At 64.2% G+C, this 15485-nt stretch carries 19 protein-coding genes and 1 tRNA gene; 6 read left to right on the plus strand and 14 right to left on the minus strand.

What is annotated here, in order from left to right:
* Positions 1-89: 89 nt before the first annotated feature.
* Positions 90-1415: a hemolysin family protein gene (locus ACYZGB_RS08355; RefSeq protein WP_462387794.1), complete on the plus strand. Its 1326-nt coding sequence runs from the start codon at positions 90-92 to the stop codon at positions 1413-1415.
* A 29-nt stretch (positions 1416-1444) separates the two neighbouring features.
* On the opposite strand, the gene ACYZGB_RS08360 is transcribed toward ACYZGB_RS08355, so the two are convergent.
* The 6 genes from ACYZGB_RS08360 to ACYZGB_RS08385 form a co-directional block, all read right to left on the minus strand.
* Positions 1445-2776: an FIST signal transduction protein gene (locus ACYZGB_RS08360; RefSeq protein ID WP_462387795.1), complete on the minus strand. Its 1332-nt coding sequence runs from the start codon at positions 2774-2776 to the stop codon at positions 1445-1447.
* A 78-nt stretch (positions 2777-2854) separates the two neighbouring features.
* Positions 2855-3727, minus strand: coding sequence for a PhaM family polyhydroxyalkanoate granule multifunctional regulatory protein (locus tag ACYZGB_RS08365; protein WP_462387796.1), 873 nt, complete (start codon positions 3725-3727; stop codon positions 2855-2857).
* A 100-nt stretch (positions 3728-3827) separates the two neighbouring features.
* Entirely contained in the window at positions 3828-4325 is a 498-nt protein-coding gene (locus tag ACYZGB_RS08370) for a copper chaperone PCu(A)C (protein WP_462387797.1), read from the minus strand.
* A 67-nt stretch (positions 4326-4392) separates the two neighbouring features.
* The gene (locus ACYZGB_RS08375; RefSeq protein WP_462387798.1) at positions 4393-4953 is read right to left on the minus strand and encodes a YcnI family copper-binding membrane protein; all 561 of its coding nucleotides are present in this window, start codon (positions 4951-4953) and stop codon (positions 4393-4395) included.
* Positions 4954-4967: 14 nt separating this feature from the next.
* Positions 4968-7286, minus strand: coding sequence for a TonB-dependent receptor (locus ACYZGB_RS08380; protein ID WP_462387799.1), 2319 nt, complete (start codon positions 7284-7286; stop codon positions 4968-4970).
* An 80-nt stretch (positions 7287-7366) separates the two neighbouring features.
* Positions 7367-7735 (minus strand): DUF2946 family protein, encoded by a 369-nt coding sequence (locus ACYZGB_RS08385; RefSeq protein ID WP_462387800.1) that lies wholly within the window; start codon positions 7733-7735, stop codon positions 7367-7369.
* Positions 7736-7858: 123 nt separating this feature from the next.
* Here ACYZGB_RS08385 and ACYZGB_RS08390 point away from each other — a divergent pair, with 123 nt between their 5' ends.
* From ACYZGB_RS08390 to ACYZGB_RS08405, 4 genes are all read left to right on the plus strand, one after another.
* The gene (locus ACYZGB_RS08390; protein WP_462387801.1) at positions 7859-8506 is read left to right on the plus strand and encodes a glutathione S-transferase; all 648 of its coding nucleotides are present in this window, start codon (positions 7859-7861) and stop codon (positions 8504-8506) included.
* A 107-nt stretch (positions 8507-8613) separates the two neighbouring features.
* Positions 8614-8985: a TraR/DksA family transcriptional regulator gene (locus ACYZGB_RS08395; protein WP_462387802.1), complete on the plus strand. Its 372-nt coding sequence runs from the start codon at positions 8614-8616 to the stop codon at positions 8983-8985.
* Positions 8986-9027: 42 nt separating this feature from the next.
* Entirely contained in the window at positions 9028-9441 is a 414-nt protein-coding gene (locus ACYZGB_RS08400; RefSeq protein WP_110961797.1) for a VOC family protein, read from the plus strand.
* Positions 9438-10031, plus strand: coding sequence for a MarC family protein (locus ACYZGB_RS08405; RefSeq protein ID WP_462387803.1), 594 nt, complete (start codon positions 9438-9440; stop codon positions 10029-10031). Before ACYZGB_RS08400 ends, ACYZGB_RS08405 begins: the two co-directional genes overlap by 4 nt.
* 39 nt (positions 10032-10070) lie before the next feature.
* Here ACYZGB_RS08405 and ACYZGB_RS08410 read toward each other — a convergent pair whose 3' ends face one another.
* Positions 10071-10619, minus strand: coding sequence for an Rrf2 family transcriptional regulator (locus ACYZGB_RS08410; protein WP_462387804.1), 549 nt, complete (start codon positions 10617-10619; stop codon positions 10071-10073).
* Between the two features lie 171 nt (positions 10620-10790).
* On the opposite strand from ACYZGB_RS08410, the gene nhaR reads away from it, so the two are divergent.
* A complete protein-coding gene (gene nhaR / locus ACYZGB_RS08415; protein WP_063462386.1) occupies positions 10791-11687 on the plus strand; it encodes a transcriptional activator NhaR in 897 nt (298 codons plus the stop codon).
* Positions 11688-11970: 283 nt separating this feature from the next.
* Here the strand turns inward: nhaR and ACYZGB_RS08420 are convergent.
* The 7 genes from ACYZGB_RS08420 to rpmJ all read right to left on the minus strand — a co-directional run bounded on the left by ACYZGB_RS08420 (position 11971) and on the right by rpmJ (position 15375).
* Positions 11971-12047: transfer RNA gene (locus tag ACYZGB_RS08420), tRNA-Met, on the minus strand.
* A 22-nt stretch (positions 12048-12069) separates the two neighbouring features.
* Positions 12070-12462, minus strand: a complete 393-nt coding sequence (gene rplQ / locus ACYZGB_RS08425) for a 50S ribosomal protein L17 (RefSeq protein WP_063462385.1) — start codon at positions 12460-12462, stop codon at positions 12070-12072.
* Between the two features lie 167 nt (positions 12463-12629).
* The gene (locus ACYZGB_RS08430; RefSeq protein ID WP_005793666.1) at positions 12630-13622 is read right to left on the minus strand and encodes a DNA-directed RNA polymerase subunit alpha; all 993 of its coding nucleotides are present in this window, start codon (positions 13620-13622) and stop codon (positions 12630-12632) included.
* Between the two features lie 113 nt (positions 13623-13735).
* Positions 13736-14359: a 30S ribosomal protein S4 gene (gene rpsD, locus ACYZGB_RS08435; RefSeq protein ID WP_026435318.1), complete on the minus strand. Its 624-nt coding sequence runs from the start codon at positions 14357-14359 to the stop codon at positions 13736-13738.
* Between the two features lie 92 nt (positions 14360-14451).
* On the minus strand, positions 14452-14856 hold the full coding sequence (gene rpsK / locus ACYZGB_RS08440; protein ID WP_005793662.1) for a 30S ribosomal protein S11: 405 nt from the start codon (positions 14854-14856) through the stop codon (positions 14452-14454).
* Between the two features lie 16 nt (positions 14857-14872).
* Positions 14873-15238, minus strand: coding sequence for a 30S ribosomal protein S13 (gene rpsM / locus ACYZGB_RS08445; protein WP_008906516.1), 366 nt, complete (start codon positions 15236-15238; stop codon positions 14873-14875).
* Positions 15239-15261: 23 nt separating this feature from the next.
* Positions 15262-15375 (minus strand): 50S ribosomal protein L36, encoded by a 114-nt coding sequence (rpmJ, locus tag ACYZGB_RS08450; protein ID WP_005793651.1) that lies wholly within the window; start codon positions 15373-15375, stop codon positions 15262-15264.
* Between the last annotated feature and the right edge of the window lie 110 nt (positions 15376-15485).

Raw genomic sequence — 15485 nt, forward strand, 5'->3', positions numbered from 1 at the left:
CACTCCGCAACGGAACAACCGGGGCTTTTGCCCCGTTCCGTACAATCACTTGCAACTCAACACCCAAGGGCGCGCAAGGCGCCCTTTGTATGGAAATAGCAATACTGTTCGCCCTCATCTGTCTCAATGGCCTGTTTGCCATGTCAGAAATTGCACTGGTCACGGCCCGCAAGGCCCGGCTGCAAAAGCTGATTGATGAGGGCGATAGCGGCGCCGCCGCAGCCGTGAAGCTGGGCGAAGACCCCACGCGTTTTCTCTCCACCATCCAGATCGGCATCACGTCGATTGGTGTCCTGAACGGTATCGTGGGCGAGGCCGCGCTGGCCGCCCCGCTGGCGGCCTGGCTGGAACGCCTGGGCGTGCCCCTGCCCTACGGTGGCTACGCGGCCACCGGTCTGGTGGTGGTGCTGATCACCTACTTCTCCATCGTGGTGGGCGAACTGGTGCCCAAGCGCATCGGCCAGTCGTACCCCGAGACCTTTGCCCGCCTGGTGGCGCGCCCCATCAACCTGCTGGCGCTGGCGACCAAGCCGTTTGTGCTGCTGCTGTCCACCTCCACGCGCACGCTGCTGCGCCTCCTGGGCGTGAAGGAAACCAGCGGCAGCCCGGTGACCGAAGAAGAAATCCACGCCATGCTGGTGGAGGGCACCACGGCCGGTGTGATCGAGTCGCACGAGCACACCATGGTGCGCAACGTGTTCCGGCTGGACGACCGCCAGATCGGCTCGCTGATGGTGCCGCGTGGTGATGTGGTGTGCCTGGATGCCGATGCGTCGTTTGAAGACAACCTCAAATGCATCGAAGAATCCGACCATGCACGCTTTCCGGTGGTGCGCGGTGGCATGGACAACATCCTGGGCGTGATCAACGCACGCCAGTGGCTGTCGCGCACGCTGCGCGACAAGGCGCGCGGCAGCCTGGCCGACCAGCCGCTGCAGACCGCGCTGTATGTGCCCGAGACCATCACCGGCATGGAGCTGCTGGACAACTTCCGCCTGTCGGATGTGCACATGGCATTTGTCATCGACGAATATGGCGAGGTGCAGGGCATCGTCACGCTGCAGGACCTGATCGAGGCAATCACAGGCGAGTTCCAGCCGCGTGACCCGGAAACCTCCTGGGCGCTGCAGCGCGAAGACGGCAGCTGGCTGCTGGACGGCCACATCCCCGTGCCCGAGCTGAAGGACCGCCTGAACCTGGACGCCGTGCCCGAGGAAGAGCGTGGCCGCTACCACACCCTGAGCGGCATGATCATGCTGCTGACGGGCCGCCTGCCCAAGGTGACCGACACGGTGCAGTGGGAAGACTGGAAGCTGGAAGTGGTGGACATGGATGGCAAGACCATCGACAAGATCCTGGCCACGCGCCTGACGCCCGAGGAAAAGGCCGAGGCAGAGGACAGCCCGGTCTCCTGACCGGGGCCGGGCCCCGCAGTGCAGGGCGCTCAGCCCTGCGGCCCGTTGTCCACAAACACGGTGAGCACCCCGGTGTAGCCGTAGAGGTGGTGGTGGGCGATCTCGCCGCCCGCAAAAAATCCGGCCAGCGGCACATCACCCAGCGCATGGCGCACGATCTGCAGCTCGGCGCTGGGCCCGCCAAAATGCGGCCCTCCCCGGCCCGAGCAGCTCACATAGATCGCGCCACAGATGCGCCGCCCGGTCTGGGGCAACACCCCGGCGCCGGGCGTTCCGGGCGCCGGAGCGGGTCCGCCCCGCGCCTCGGATGACGATTCCAGCGGCGCGGGCTCCAGCTCTTCGGGCGACAGCTCCTCGCGGATTTCGGCGCAGATGCGCATGAGGTCGGCACGCGCGGCCGCCACATTGCGCTGGCAGAACGCCAGGTGCATGCCCGGCTCCACCTGGTCAGCCAGGGCCACGCCCCGGCGGCTGCCGTCCAGCCCCACGATGTGGCGCACACGCGTATCGGTGCCAAAGTGGCCCGTGCGGCGCTGGCCCTGGGGTTGTTCGCCCGCACTCACCAGCCCGGCCAGTGTGGCGCGCACCTTGCGCAGCGCGGGCTGCGGGTCGCCGCCATCGAGCGACACCTGCAGCGTGTCGAGCAGCACATCGAGCGCGGGCTCGCCGTCGAGCGTGAGCACGACGTTGTCCTGCGCGGCGGTGATGGTGTGCAGTGCGCCCACGGGCTGGCAGCCCTGCGTGACACGCGACACCAGGGCCACCCCGGCATCAAACGCCACGCCCGACAGGCCGCCATCAAACACCCCGCTGGCGCCGCCCTGGCCGGCCATGTTGCCGTCGCCACCCACGGCAAACTGCACGCTGGCCGTGCGGCTGGCGCTGAGGCCGCCAAACAGGTAGCCGGACTCGGTGCGCGCCGCCATCTCGGCCAGCAATTCAGCCAGCTCGGGTGTGTGGCCGTCGGCATGCACCAGCGCCGTGTGCGCCACAAAACCGCTGCCCGGGCGGGGGGCATGCGCGGGCAGCGGCGCCACGCCCGAGAACACGCGGTACTGGTCGGCGGGCACATCCAGAAGCATCACCGACAGCGCGGGCTCGTCAAAATACTCGGCGTTGTTGGCCGACACGCCCACGCCCACGGTGCCGCTCCAGTCGGTCACCTCGGGCAGCTCGGCGCTCAGGTGGTCGAGCAGCGCCTGGGCATCGTTGCCGTAGTGGTCGGTGATGTAGAGCAGGCCCAGCGTGGGCGCCGAAGCGTATTCGGGCAGCGCCATCTGGGCGCGCAACTGCGCCAGCACCAGCGCAGCGGCCATGCGCCACTGCGGGTGGGTGGCATGGCCGGTGGGAAAGAGTTTCATGGTGATGGTCTCCGTGCCAGAGCGGGGGTGGGCCAATGTGGCGCCACCTGCGTGCTGCCGCACCCGCCCGGGTTGGCGTCAGCCCGCCCGCTTGCGAGCAGCCGGGCTGCGGGTGCTGCTGGCCTTCTTGGCGGCGGGTTGGGTGGTGGTTTTGCGGGCTGCGGGCTTTTTGGCAGCAGCGGCCTTTTTGGCGGTACCCGCTGACGATGCTGCCGCCCGCTTGGCACCGCCCTGCATGGTCTGCATGCCCTTGGCCGCAAACTGGCTGGCCATGCCGGTGGCTGTCTTGAGGGCTTCCTTGGCGAGGCCGGTGGCCATGTTCTTGGTGGTGTCGATGGCAGTCTGCTTGGCCGCGTCCTTCATGGCGTTGGCGGCGATCTGCTGGAACTGGCTGGTGAGTGCGCCCCACCACTGCATCGGGTCCACCACGGCGGGTTCGGGCGTGTCAGCGGCCTTGCCCTTGGCTTTGGGCCTGGCTTTCGCAGCGGGTGCGGGCTCGGCATCGGCCTCGTCGGGCGCTTCCTCTTCGGCGGCGGCACGGCCCGTCACGCGGGCGGCGGCGCTGGTCACCGCCTCGGCTGCACCGGTGACGGTGTCGGCGGCTTTCTGCACGCCGCTCATCACGGTGTCGGCGGTCTTGAGCTTGAAGGCGTTGGCCACGTCGCCCATGCTGAAGTTCATGCCCTTGAGCGTGGCCAGGGTCATCTTCTGCACCTCCAGCGCCTGGATGGTGGCGGACAGCGCACGCGAGTTCTGCTCCAGCCAGAACTGCACGGCCTTGAGCTCCTCGATGCGCTTTTCCAGCTCTTCCACGCTGATGGTGGGCGCCACCCAGTTGGAGAGGTTGGGCAACTGCGGAATGCTGCTGGACGCCCCCTTGGCCAGGCTTTGCAGAAAGTCAAAACCGGGGACGAATTTGCCGAAACCGAAGTTGTTGGATGTGTCGCTCATGGCCGCTCCGCAAGAGGTGGGTCTGTGATGGGGTCACAGCTTACTCCAATGTGCTGCGGCCGGAAGGGGCAGATTCCCGCCCCGGCATGCTCAGTCGCGCTCAGTGCTTGTGGCCGTGCCCGTGGCCTGCCGGTGCAGCGCCGCCCGGGGGCGTGGTGGCCACGGGCACGCTGATGTTGAGCTTGCTCTCGGCGCCCTTGGCATCCTGGAACACCAGGGTCAGGGGCACGGCGGTGTCCTTGGCCAGGGGGGCTTTCAGGTCCAGCAGCATGACGTGGTAGCCGCCGGGCTTGAGTTCCACCGTCTTGCCTGCGGGCAGGTCCAGGGCGGGGACGGCGCGCATCTTCATCACGTCGCCTTCCATCTTCATCTCGTGCACTTCGGTCACGCCTGCGGCGGGCGATTCGGCGCGCACCAGGCGGGCACCGTCTGGGGCCGTGAGGCGCATGAACGCGCCCGTCCCCTTCTGGCCCTGCACGCTGGCGCGGGCCCAGGCGCCCTCGACCTTGACAGCGGCGGTCTGCGCCCATGCGGGGGCGCTGGCAAAGGCAGCCACCAGCGTGGCGGCCAGGGCGGTGGTGTGGAGCAGTCTTTTCATGGTGAAGATTCCTTGTTCAGCGGAAATGGGGAGGCGGCAGGAAGACTGCCTCTTTATCTGGGGTCAATCAGTGATTGTGTGCACCGGCGCCCGCGCCGGGCAGGATTTCCAGCGCGGCGGCGGGGGACTTCAGATCCGACAGTTTCTGCCCGGCCTTTGGCATATCCACCCAGTCGTTGCGGCCTTCGGCGCAGGCCTGGCGCACGGGCCAGTACACGGTGCCCGCCTGTTCGGGCACGGTGGCGACCAGCACGAACTCGTCGTAGTGGGCACTCTGCAGCATGTCGTCTGCGGTCTTGGCCGTCCAGGTCACGCGCACCACGTCTTCGGTGATGTTGCGGCCGTGGCTGGTATAGGGCTGGGCGAGTTTTTCACGCTGCACCTCCAGCGTCCAGCCCGGCTTGGGCATGGGGCGCGCGCCGCGCATGCCTGCCGGGATGTCCACCGCAATCTGCCGCGTGGGCGAGGCACCGCAGCCGTGACCCACTTTGAACGTGGCCTTGTAGCTGGAGCCCGCCGGGGCGACCTGGTATTCGAGCACCACATGGGCGGATGCAGAGCCAAAAAGGCCTCCTGCGCCTGACAGCAAAGCGATTACAGCTATCTTTTTCATAGTATTGAGAGACATGGGATGAATTCCTTTCAGAGACTGACCTTGAGCTCAGCGAGGTAAGTACGCTGCGGGTAGGGGTGAAAGTTCCAGAACTGGTAGTTGTTCAGGTTGTCGATGCCCACGGCGGCGCTGACCTGCTTGGTGATCTGGTAGCGCACGCGTACATCGGTGGTGAAATAGCGGCTCGCGCCCTGGTAGGCAAAACCGTTCACGTCGGTGTTGTCGAGCGTGCCGTACTGCTTGCCGCTGTAGCGCGCGCCCAGGGTGTACGACCAGGTGTCGTCCGGCCGGTAGGTGGCCACGGCAGTGGCGCGCCACTCAGGGATGCGCGGTTGCCACTTGCCCACGCTGGCGGGGAATTTGTCGTTGCGCGTGATCTTGGAATCCGTCCAGGTCAGGCTGCTGCCCAGCTCCAGCCCGCGCACGAAGACGTTGGCGGCCTGGTACGACAGCTCCAGCCCCTTGGTGCGGATGGCGTCCACGTTCTGCACGTTGGTCACGTTGGGCGTGACGAGCACATTGGTCTGGGAGTACAGCGCGTCTTTGGTGCGCTCAAAAAACGCGGTCAGGCGCAGCAGCCCGTTGCCCATGTCGCGCTCCGCCGTCAGCTCCGTCGTCCAGCTCTTTTCGGGCCGCAGATTCGGATCGTTGTTGATGAGCGTGCCGCTACCGCTGATGCCACCCTGGTACAGCTCGGCCACGGTGGGCATGCGCACGGCGCGGCCGGTGGATGCCTTGAGCACCCACAGGTCGCTGGCCTGCCAGGCCACGGCAGCCTTGGGCGAGAAGTAGGTTTCGTTGCGCTCGGGGTGGCTCAGCGTGGTGGTGGCGTTGCCGGTCTGGCCGTTGCTGGCGCTCCAGCGTTCGGCGCGTGCGCCGAGCACGGCCTTCCACTTCGGCGCAATCTTCCAGGTGTCTTGCGCCCACAGGCCAATGAGCTGGGTGTCGCCGTTGAAGGCCTGGTTGCGGGCGCCTGCATCACCGCTGATCCAGTTCGTCGTGGCGTTCTCCACGGTGCGCAGCTGGTAGCTGTCGCGCTGCAGCCCAAAGTCCACGATGTGCGCGCCCTGCACCCCATCGGGCCGCCAGGTGCCTTTGGCGGCCAGCGTGTTCCATCCCGTGCCCTTGCTGTTGACGATGCGGCCCGCGCCGCCATTCAGCGCTGCAGGCAGCGCCACGGTGGCGGCGCGCAGGGTGTCGGTTTGGTAGTCGTACAGGCTGGCGGCCACCTCCCAGTCGAAAACGCCCTTGGTGTGGCTTTTGACCGAGAGCCCGTGCATAAAGTGCGTGAGGTTCTCGTTGGACACATTGAAGTCGCTGGTTGCCAGCGTGTACGAGCGGCCGTTGATGTTCACGGCACCCGTATACACCGCGTTGCCATTGGCATCGCGCAGGTAGCTGGTGGGCCGCCCTTCAGATTCGTTGTGCCACCAGCCCAGGGTGTAGGCCGCCCGCACAGTCGGCGAGAAGTCGTAGGCGATCTTGGCCTTGATGTGGTCTTGCTGTGTGTGGTACTGCGTGGCCGTGCCCAGCAGGTACCAAGGCTGGTTGCTGCGGTTGTTGCCCAGCACCGCGCCCGTCACCGGCGTGCCTGCATTGCCCACGGCGCCTGCAGACACAAGGCGCGTGGGGAAGGTGAGCGGCTGGCCCTCGCTGTCGGTCTTGTTGAAGTTGAGGAACCAGGACCAGTCGCCGTTCTTGTTGCCGACGGACGCGCTGACCTGCTTGCCTGCGTAGGTGGCGTTGGTGCCGTACAGGTCAAAGGGTTGGTGCTGGACGCTGACCTGCCCGTGTGCCTCGAACTTTGTGGGCATGCGCGTGACGTAGTCCACCACCGCGCCCACCGAGTTGCCTGCGTAGGCGGCCGAAAACGGGCCGTAGAGCACGTCCACGCGCTCGATCTCCTCGGGCGTGACCAGCATCCAGCGCGGTGCGTTGGTGGGGCCGTTGCCCAGATAGTTGCTCAGCAAAATGCCGTCGGCAAACACCATGGAGCGTGCCGGGTTGCCCGTGCCCGAGGCGCGCGTGGACAACACGGCGTGGTTGTAGTCGCCGATGTAGCGCTTGCGCACCAGCAGGCTGGGCAGGTACTTGAGGGCGTCTTCGCTGTCGGTGGCGTTGATCGAATGCTCGATCTGCTCGCGCGTCACGCCTTCGATGGTGGTGGGGATCTGCGTGGGCAGCGAGGTGGGCTGGCCACCGCTGATGGTGACCACGCCCAGTTCCTTGACGGGGGCATTGCTGGGCCCAGCGGGTTGGGCGAACGCCGGGGCAGCCCCGGTGAACGTGCAACCCAGGACGATGGGAAAGGCACTGGCCACGGCCAGCGCCATGCGGCTTTTGCGCATGGAAACTCCTGAATTTCAAGCCAAATAGGCCGTCTGCGCGCGATGGATAAGCGCAAACAGCTATCAAATAAATAGCAAAATCAGGAGAATGCCGGGGGCCCGCGCGGCGGCAGCGGCGCGGCTGTGCGCGCAGCAATGTGCGCGGCGGGGATGGGGCGCAGGGCATGCGCCAGCGGGTGGACCACAGGCAGCGGGGCCTGCGAGGCAGGGGGAGGTGCGCTCACCTGCGCGCACAGGGGGCAGTCCAGTGTGTGGCTCTGCATCTCCTGGGCGCCATCGTCGGTCTTGACCAGCAGCTTGATCGCGCCCGAACCCGAGCAGATCAGCTCCATGGCCTGCGGGTTGACCAACGGCGACGCCACGGCCACGCCCATGGACACCACAAACCACGCCAGCACCAGGCGGGCGAGCCAGTGAAGGCTGCGGAGGGTTTGCAGGGAGGACCACATGAGGACCCGATTGTAGGTGGCAGCATCCACGGGGCCTTGACCAGGGTCATCTGCGCGACGGACGGCGCCCCCGCCCACACCTAGGATGTACGCTGCATTCACCACTACAACGGAGACCCCACCATGCTCACACTCTGCGGCTTTTCGGCCAGCAACTACTACAACAAGGTCAAGCTCGCCCTGCTCGAAAAGGGCCTGCCGTTCACCGAGGAACTGGCCTGGGTGGGCGAAACCGACCGCAGCGCCAGCCCGCTGGGCAAGGTGCCCTACCTGCGCACCCCCCAGGGCCCGCTGTGCGAATCGGCGGTGATCGCCGACTACATCGAGGCCGCCCACCCCACGCACCCACTGATCCCCGCCGACCCCTACCAGGCCGCCAAGGTGCGCGAGCTGATCACCTTTCTGGAGCTGCACCTGGAGCTGGTGGCGCGCAACCTGTACCCGCAGGCCTTTTTTGGCGGCACGGTGAGCGATACCGCCAAAGAAAAGGTGGGCGCGCAGCTCACCAAGAACATTGCCGCCTTCGCCCAGCTGGCCAAGTTCAGCCCCTTTGTGGGCGGTGACAGCTTCACGTTGGCCGACTGCGCGGCCATCGTGCACCTGCCGCTGGTGGCCTCGGCCACCAAGATCGTCTATGGCCGCGACTACCTGGCCGACCTGCCCGTGCGCGAGTACCTGACCCGCATGGGCGAACGGCCCCATGTGCAGCGCGTGAACGCAGACCGCAAGACCAACACGGCGGAGATGCTGGCGCGGCCGCCCAAGCGCTGAACCCGCCCCCCCCAGCGCAGGGTCTTCATCCCTTGACCTTGGTCAACCGAGGTCGTCGCGCACAGGCGCACCATGCAGGCATCCGATCACCCTTGAGGAGACACCGCATGGACAAGACCCAGGCCGCCCCATTCCTCCAACAATTGCGGGCCCAGCAATCCGAGTTGTTGGCCCAGCTGGCCGCCCAGCGCGGTGGCACCATCGGCCGGGCCGAGGCCGCTGCAGCGCATTTTGGCCAGCCCGAAGACCCGCGCGCCCAGCTGGCCACCGAACGTGAACTGGCGTTCGCGCTGGACGAGCACGAAACCGCCCACCTGGCCGCCGTAGCGGCGGCCCTGGCCCGCATCGAGGCTGGCACCTACGGCGAGTGCACGGACTGCGGCGCCCACATCACCGCCGCCCGCCTGCACGCCACCCCCGAGGCGGCACGCTGCGTGCACTGCCAGGAGAAGGCCGAGCAGCACCGGCGTGCGGCCTGAACGCCCTCCCGAAGCAGTGCACCGGCTGCTATCCTTTGCGGGATGCGCAGCCTCTTTCACCTCGCCTTCCACGTCACCGATCTCGATGCCGCCCGCCGCTTCTATGGCGGTGTGCTGGGTTGCCAGGAGGGGCGGAGCACTGACACCTGGGTGGACTTCGACTTCTTCGGACACCAGATCTCGCTGCACCTCGGCACCCCTTTTGCCAGTGCCCGCACCGGCCATGTGGGCGACCACCTGGTGCCCATGCCCCATTTCGGCGCCATCCTGGAACTGCCCGACTGGCATGCGCTGGCAGCGCGCCTGAAGGCGGCGGGCACGGCCTTTGTGCTGGAGCCCCAGGTGCGCTTTGAAGGCCAGCCGGGCGAGCAGTGGACGATGTTCTTCCACGACCCCAGCGGCAACCCCATCGAGATCAAGGGCTTCCGTTCCCTGGACGCGGTGTACGCCACATGAGCTACACCTTCGCGTCGGCCACCATATTGCTGCTGCTGATCACTGATCCGCTGGGCAACATCCCCATCTTTGCCAACGCGCTGCGCGGCGTGGCGCCCGAGCGGCGGGCGCGGGTGATCCTGCGCGAGGTGCTGATCGCGTTTGCGCTGCTGCTGGTGTTTCTGTTCTTCGGGGCGGAGTTTCTGCGGGTGATGAACCTGAGCGACCTGTCGCTGCAGATTGCGGGCGCGGTGGTGCTGTTCCTGATCGCGCTGCGCATGATCTTTCCGTCGGCAGACGGTCCGCAGGCGGAGCTGCCGGGCGAGCCGTTGATCGTACCGCTGGCCATCCCTGCGCTGGCAGGCCCGTCGGCCCTGGCCACAGTGATGCTGCTGGTCGCCCAGGCACCAGAGCGCAAGCTCGAATGGGTCGGCGCTCTGTGCGTGACCATGGCAGTGTGCGCCATCGTGCTGCTGATGGCCGAACGCATCCAGCGCTTGGTGGGCGAACGCGTGGTGATGGCGTTTGAACGCCTGATGGGGCTGATCCTGGTCGCCATCTCGGTGGAGATGCTGATACGCGGCATCAAGCAGCTCGCGCTGCAGCTGTAGCCCACAACACCCCCCGGGGTGCACTGCCCCGGGGCCGGTTCAACGCCGTTGCAGCAAGGGCATGGAGCCCAGCGCGAACACCGAGTTGGGCACACCCACCCGGGCCATCAGGGGGCGCGGTTTTGGGGTGAGTTTGGGCTTGGCAGCCACGGCAGGTGCAGCGTCTTCCAGCGCCCCCCCTTTTTCGAGCTGCTGGGCCACCAGGTCCTGCAAGGTCACCGACTGCAGGTACTCCATCACGCGCAGGTTGAAGGTGGACCACAGCTCGCCGGTCATGGACTTCACCTGTGCAGCCTGGCCCGCGCCCAGGCTCTGCAGGTCGTCGGCCTTGAGGTTCTCGACCGCCAGGATGATTTCAGCCACCGACACCTGGTCCGCCCGGCGCGCCAGCGTGTAGCCACCACCGGGCCCGCGCGTGCTGTCCACCAGCCCGGCACGGCGCAGGGCGCTGAACAGCTGCTCCAGGTACGAAAGGGACGTGCCCTGGCGCGCACTGATGGTGGACAGGGCCACCGGCCGCATTTTCTGGCGCAGGGCGAGGTCGGTCATGGCCGATACCGCAAGTTGTCCTCTGGTAGTGATACGCATCGTTGCTACTCCTTAGAACAGGTTCTCAAGAACGCTGACAGTTCCTTCCCGGGCGCAACGCGCCACGGACAAGGGCCAAGCCTGCAATGTATAGATTTTGACACTTCGCGTATATTCGTTTTATTGAGTTTTATTGCTCGCTTTTTTCGAAGTGTTTCACTGAATCGCACCATGAACTTCAAGCACCTGCGCTATTTCTGGACGGTGGCCAAGGCGGGCGGCGTGATGCGCGCAGGCGAGCAGCTGCACACCACGCCCCAGACGCTTTCCGGGCAAATCAAGCAGCTGGAGGAATGGCTGGGCCACGACCTCTTCAGAAAGCGTGGCCGGGGCCTGGAGCTGACCAGCGAAGGCAGAGTGGCCCTGGGCTATGCCGAGCAGATCTTTGCGCTGGGGGATGAGCTGGAGAAGTCCATACGCCTGTCGCGCGGCCAGGAGAAACCGCTGGAGTTCCGCGTGGGGGTGGCCGATTCGATTGCCAAGTCGGTGGCCTACCACCTGCTGGAGCCCGCTTTGGGCATGCCACAACGAGTGCACATGACCTGCCACGAAGGCAAGTTTCCCGAGCTGATCGCGCAGCTGAGCCTGCACAAGCTCGACCTGGTGCTGGCAGACGAGCCGGTATCCAAGAAGATTGGTGTGAAAGCCTTCAACCACCCGCTGGGCACCAGCGGCATGAGCTTTTTGTGCGCTCCCAGCCTGCGCGCCCAGCTGGAAGGGCCCTTTCCGCAGTGTCTGCATGGTGCACCCATGCTGATCCAGGGGCCCATGTCGTCGGTGCGGCAGCAACTCGACCATTGGCTCAACAAACACCACCTGCAGCCCCGCCTAGTCGGCGAGTTCGACGACAGTGCGCTCATGAACGCGTTTGGCCGCCAGGGCCGGGGCATTTTCACGTCCCCCACGGTACTGGACGAGGAAACCACCGCCCAGTTCGGCGTGGAGGTGATAGGCCGGTCTACCGAACTGGTGGAAGAGTTTTTCGCAATTTCCGTCGAACGGCGGATCACACATCCCTGCGTTGTTGCGATCACCAAGGCGGCCAAGGCCGATCTTTTCGCCCGCTGAAGGAGACGTTTCACGTTTTCCCGCTGAACGGGCGATCAGAACGCCTCCGGATTGAGTGCCCAGAAGAACGTCGCGTGGATGGGCGGACTAGGTACTTTCAGGCCCCGTATGCGGCCCTCCATCCTCGAAGTCACCCCGAAGCCGATGGGGATACATGCGCTGCAACGAGCCCATGGCAGTGAGCGCAAGGCCGAAAAAGAACAGCCTGATCCGAGATAGCACCGGCAAAAACAAAAACGCCCACTAAAGAGTGGGCGTTTTGCAAAGCGGAGACCGCTGTATTTGGTTGCGCGAGAAGGATTTGAACCTCCGACCTTTGGGTTATGAGCCCAACGAGCTACCAGACTGCTCCATCGCGCGGTAAGAAATAAATTATACCCTATTATTCGGCAGCTGCCGAATTATTTTCGGTTTCTGCAGCGCGATCGACCAATTCGACCAGTGCCATGGGCGCGTTGTCACCCACGCGGAAACCCATCTTCAGAATGCGGGTGTAACCACCGGGACGCACCTTGAAACGGGGGCCCAGGTCGTTGAACAGCTTGGTCACGCTGTCGCGGTCGCGCAGGCGGTTGAAAGCCAGACGGCGGTTGGCGACGGAGTCTTCCTTGGCCAGGGTGATCATGGGTTCGATCACGCGGCGCAGTTCCTTGGCCTTGGGAACCGTGGTCTTGATGGCCTCGTGCTCGATGAGCGAGTTCATCATGTTCTGCAGCATCGCGAGGCGGTGCGAGCTGGTGCGGTTGAGTTTGCGGAGGCCGTGTCCGTGGCGCATGGTGCTTTCCTTCTACTGTCTGTGTAATTAAATCGGACAGCCGTGTCAGGTACTGTCCGAGGCACTGTTCCCTTTGGCGTCTTGCTTCCAGGGAACAAAAAGTCCCCCTTGCGGAGGACTGAAAAACCGGGCTCCCATTTCGGGAAACCCAAGATTATAACGCTCGCTCAGCGCTTGTCCAGGCCAGCTGGTGGCCAGTTCTCAAGCTTCATGCCCAGCGTGAGGCCACGCGAGGCGAGCACTTCCTTGATTTCGTTGAGCGACTTGCGGCCCAGGTTAGGTGTCTTGAGCAGCTCGTTCTCGGTACGCTGGATCAGGTCACCGATGTAGTAGATGTTCTCGGCCTTCAGGCAGTTGGCGGAACGCACGGTCAGTTCCAGCTCGTCCACAGGACGCAGCAGAATAGGATCGAACGTGGCATTGCCGCGCGGGCCTGCGGGCGCGTCGAACGCAGCCAGCTCGCCACCTTCCAGCTGTGCAAACACAGCCAGTTGTTCCACCAGGATCTTGGCCGATGCACGCACGGCATCTTCAGCGGTGATGGCACCGTTGGTTTCGATCTCGACGACCAGCTTGTCCAGGTCGGTGCGTTGTTCCACGCGGGCGCTTTCCACGGTGTAGCTCACGCGCTTCACAGGGGAGAACGATGCGTCCAGCACGATGCGGCCAATCGACTTGGTCGATTCGTCGGCATAGCGGCGCAGGTTGCCCGGCACGTAGCCACGGCCTTTCTCGACCTTGATCTGCATGTCCAGCTTGCCGCCAGCAGACAGGTTGGCGATCACGTGATCAGGGTTCACGATTTCGACATCGTGAGGGGTCTGGATATCACGGGCCGTCACCACGCCTTCGCCGTCCTTGCGCAGGCTCAGCGTGACTTCGTCGCGGTTGTGCAGCTTGAACACCACACCCTTGAGGTTCAGAAGGATGTTGACCACATCTTCCTGGACACCATCGATCGACGAGTACTCATGCAGAACGCCTGCAATGGTGACTTCCGTCGCTGCGTAACCCACCATGGACGAGAGCAGGACGCGCCGAATGGCGTTGCCCAGCGTGTGGCCGTAACCACGCTCGAACGGCTCCAGTGCGACCTTGGCACGGTTGTGGCCAAGCTGCTCGACATTGATCGCCTTGGGTTTCAGCAAATTGGTTTGCATTCAGACTTCCTCTCAATACCCCCAGCTCGTTACACCGGTAAGGCTGGTGAAGCACCTAAACCGCGATGCCTCGCGGTTCAGGGACGGTTTTCTTGACTTACTGACTCGACCGATTAGCGCGAGTACAACTCAACGATCAGCGATTCGTTGATGTCGGCACCGAATTCATCACGGTCCGGCGTCTTCTTGAAGATGCCTTCTGCCTTGTCGGCGTTCACTTCCACCCATGCAGGCATACCGACTTGGGCTGCCAGTTGCAGGGCTTCCACAACGCGGGCTTGCTTCTTGGACTTTTCACGCACGGCCACCACATCACCGGCCTTGACCAGGTAAGAAGCGATGTTCACGGACTTGCCGTTCACGGTGATCGCCTTGTGGGACACCAGTTGACGCGCTTCAGCGCGGGTCGAACCGAAACCCATGCGGTACACGACGTTGTCCAGACGCGATTCCAGCAGGAACAGCAGGTTGGCGCCGGTGTTGCCCTTCTTGCCATCAGCGGCTTCGAAGTAGCGGCGGAACTGCTTCTCCAGCACGCCGTACATGCGTTTGACCTTCTGCTTTTCGCGCAGTTGCAGACCGTAGTCGGACGTGCGAGCACCAGAGGTGCGGCCATGTTGGCCAGGCTTGGAGTCGAACTTGGACTTGTCGGCGATCGAGCGGCGAGCGCTCTTCAGGAACAGGTCCGTGCCTTCACGGCGGGAGAGTTTGGCCTTGGGGCCGAGGTAACGTGCCACTTGAGCTTCCTTTGTGTCATCTGCCGCAAACCATTGCGGGAGCCGCCTGAGGCGCTTGCGCGTTCACAGGCGGCGGTGGGCTTAGAGAGAAATTAGATACGACGACGCTTTTGAGGGCGGCAGCCGTTGTGGGGCACAGGCGTCACGTCAGAGATCGACGTGATGCGAATGCCCAGTGCGCCCAGAGCGCGCACCGAGGATTCACGGCCAGGACCAGGGCCCTTGATTTCGACGTCAAGGTTCTTGATGCCTTGGTCGATGGCAGCGCGACCTGCAACTTCCGAAGCCACCTGGGCTGCGAAAGGAGTGGACTTGCGCGAGCCCTTGAAACCTTGGCCACCGGACGAAGCCCATGACAGAGCATTGCCCTGGCGATCGGTGATCGTGATGATGGTGTTGTTGAACGAGGCGTGCACGTGGGCAATGCCGTCCGAAACGTTTTTCCGGACCTTCTTGCGAACGCGCTGTGCTGCGTTATTGGCAGGAGACTTAGCCATGATGATCTTTCAATCTTTATTTCTTCAGTGCAGCAGCACCCTTGCGCGGACCCTTGCGAGTGCGTGCATTGGTACGGGTGCGCTGACCACGCATTGGCAGACCGCGGCGATGGCGGAAGCCACGATAGCAGCCGATGTCCATCAAACGCTTGATGTTCATCGTGGTTTCGCGGCGCAGGTCACCTTCAATGGTGAACTGCTCGATTTGCTCGCGAATTTTTTCCAGATCGCCGTCCGTCAGATCCTTGATCTTCTTGGAGTAAGCGATACCAGTTGCTTCGCAGATCTTGCGAGCGCGGGTGCGACCAATGCCAAAAATGGCGGTCAAACCGATTTCCGCGTGCTTGTGCGGCGGAATGTTAATGCCAGCGATACGTGCCATATGCGTCCTCTAATACTTTCCAATCAACCTTGGCGCTGCTTGTGACGCAGATCCGTGCAGATCACACGCACCACACCCTTGCGGCGGATGATCTTGCAGTTGCGGCAGATTTTTTTGACCGAAGCCGAAACTCTCATTGCATTCTCCTAAAACTTTTCCATCCGTCCCGGCTGCTTCGCACGGAACACAATTTGTGCCCGCGAAAACTCGTGGGGCGCCAACTTAATCGACATTCAGTCGTTTGCAA

This window comes from Acidovorax sp. Q11 (assembly GCF_054950075.1).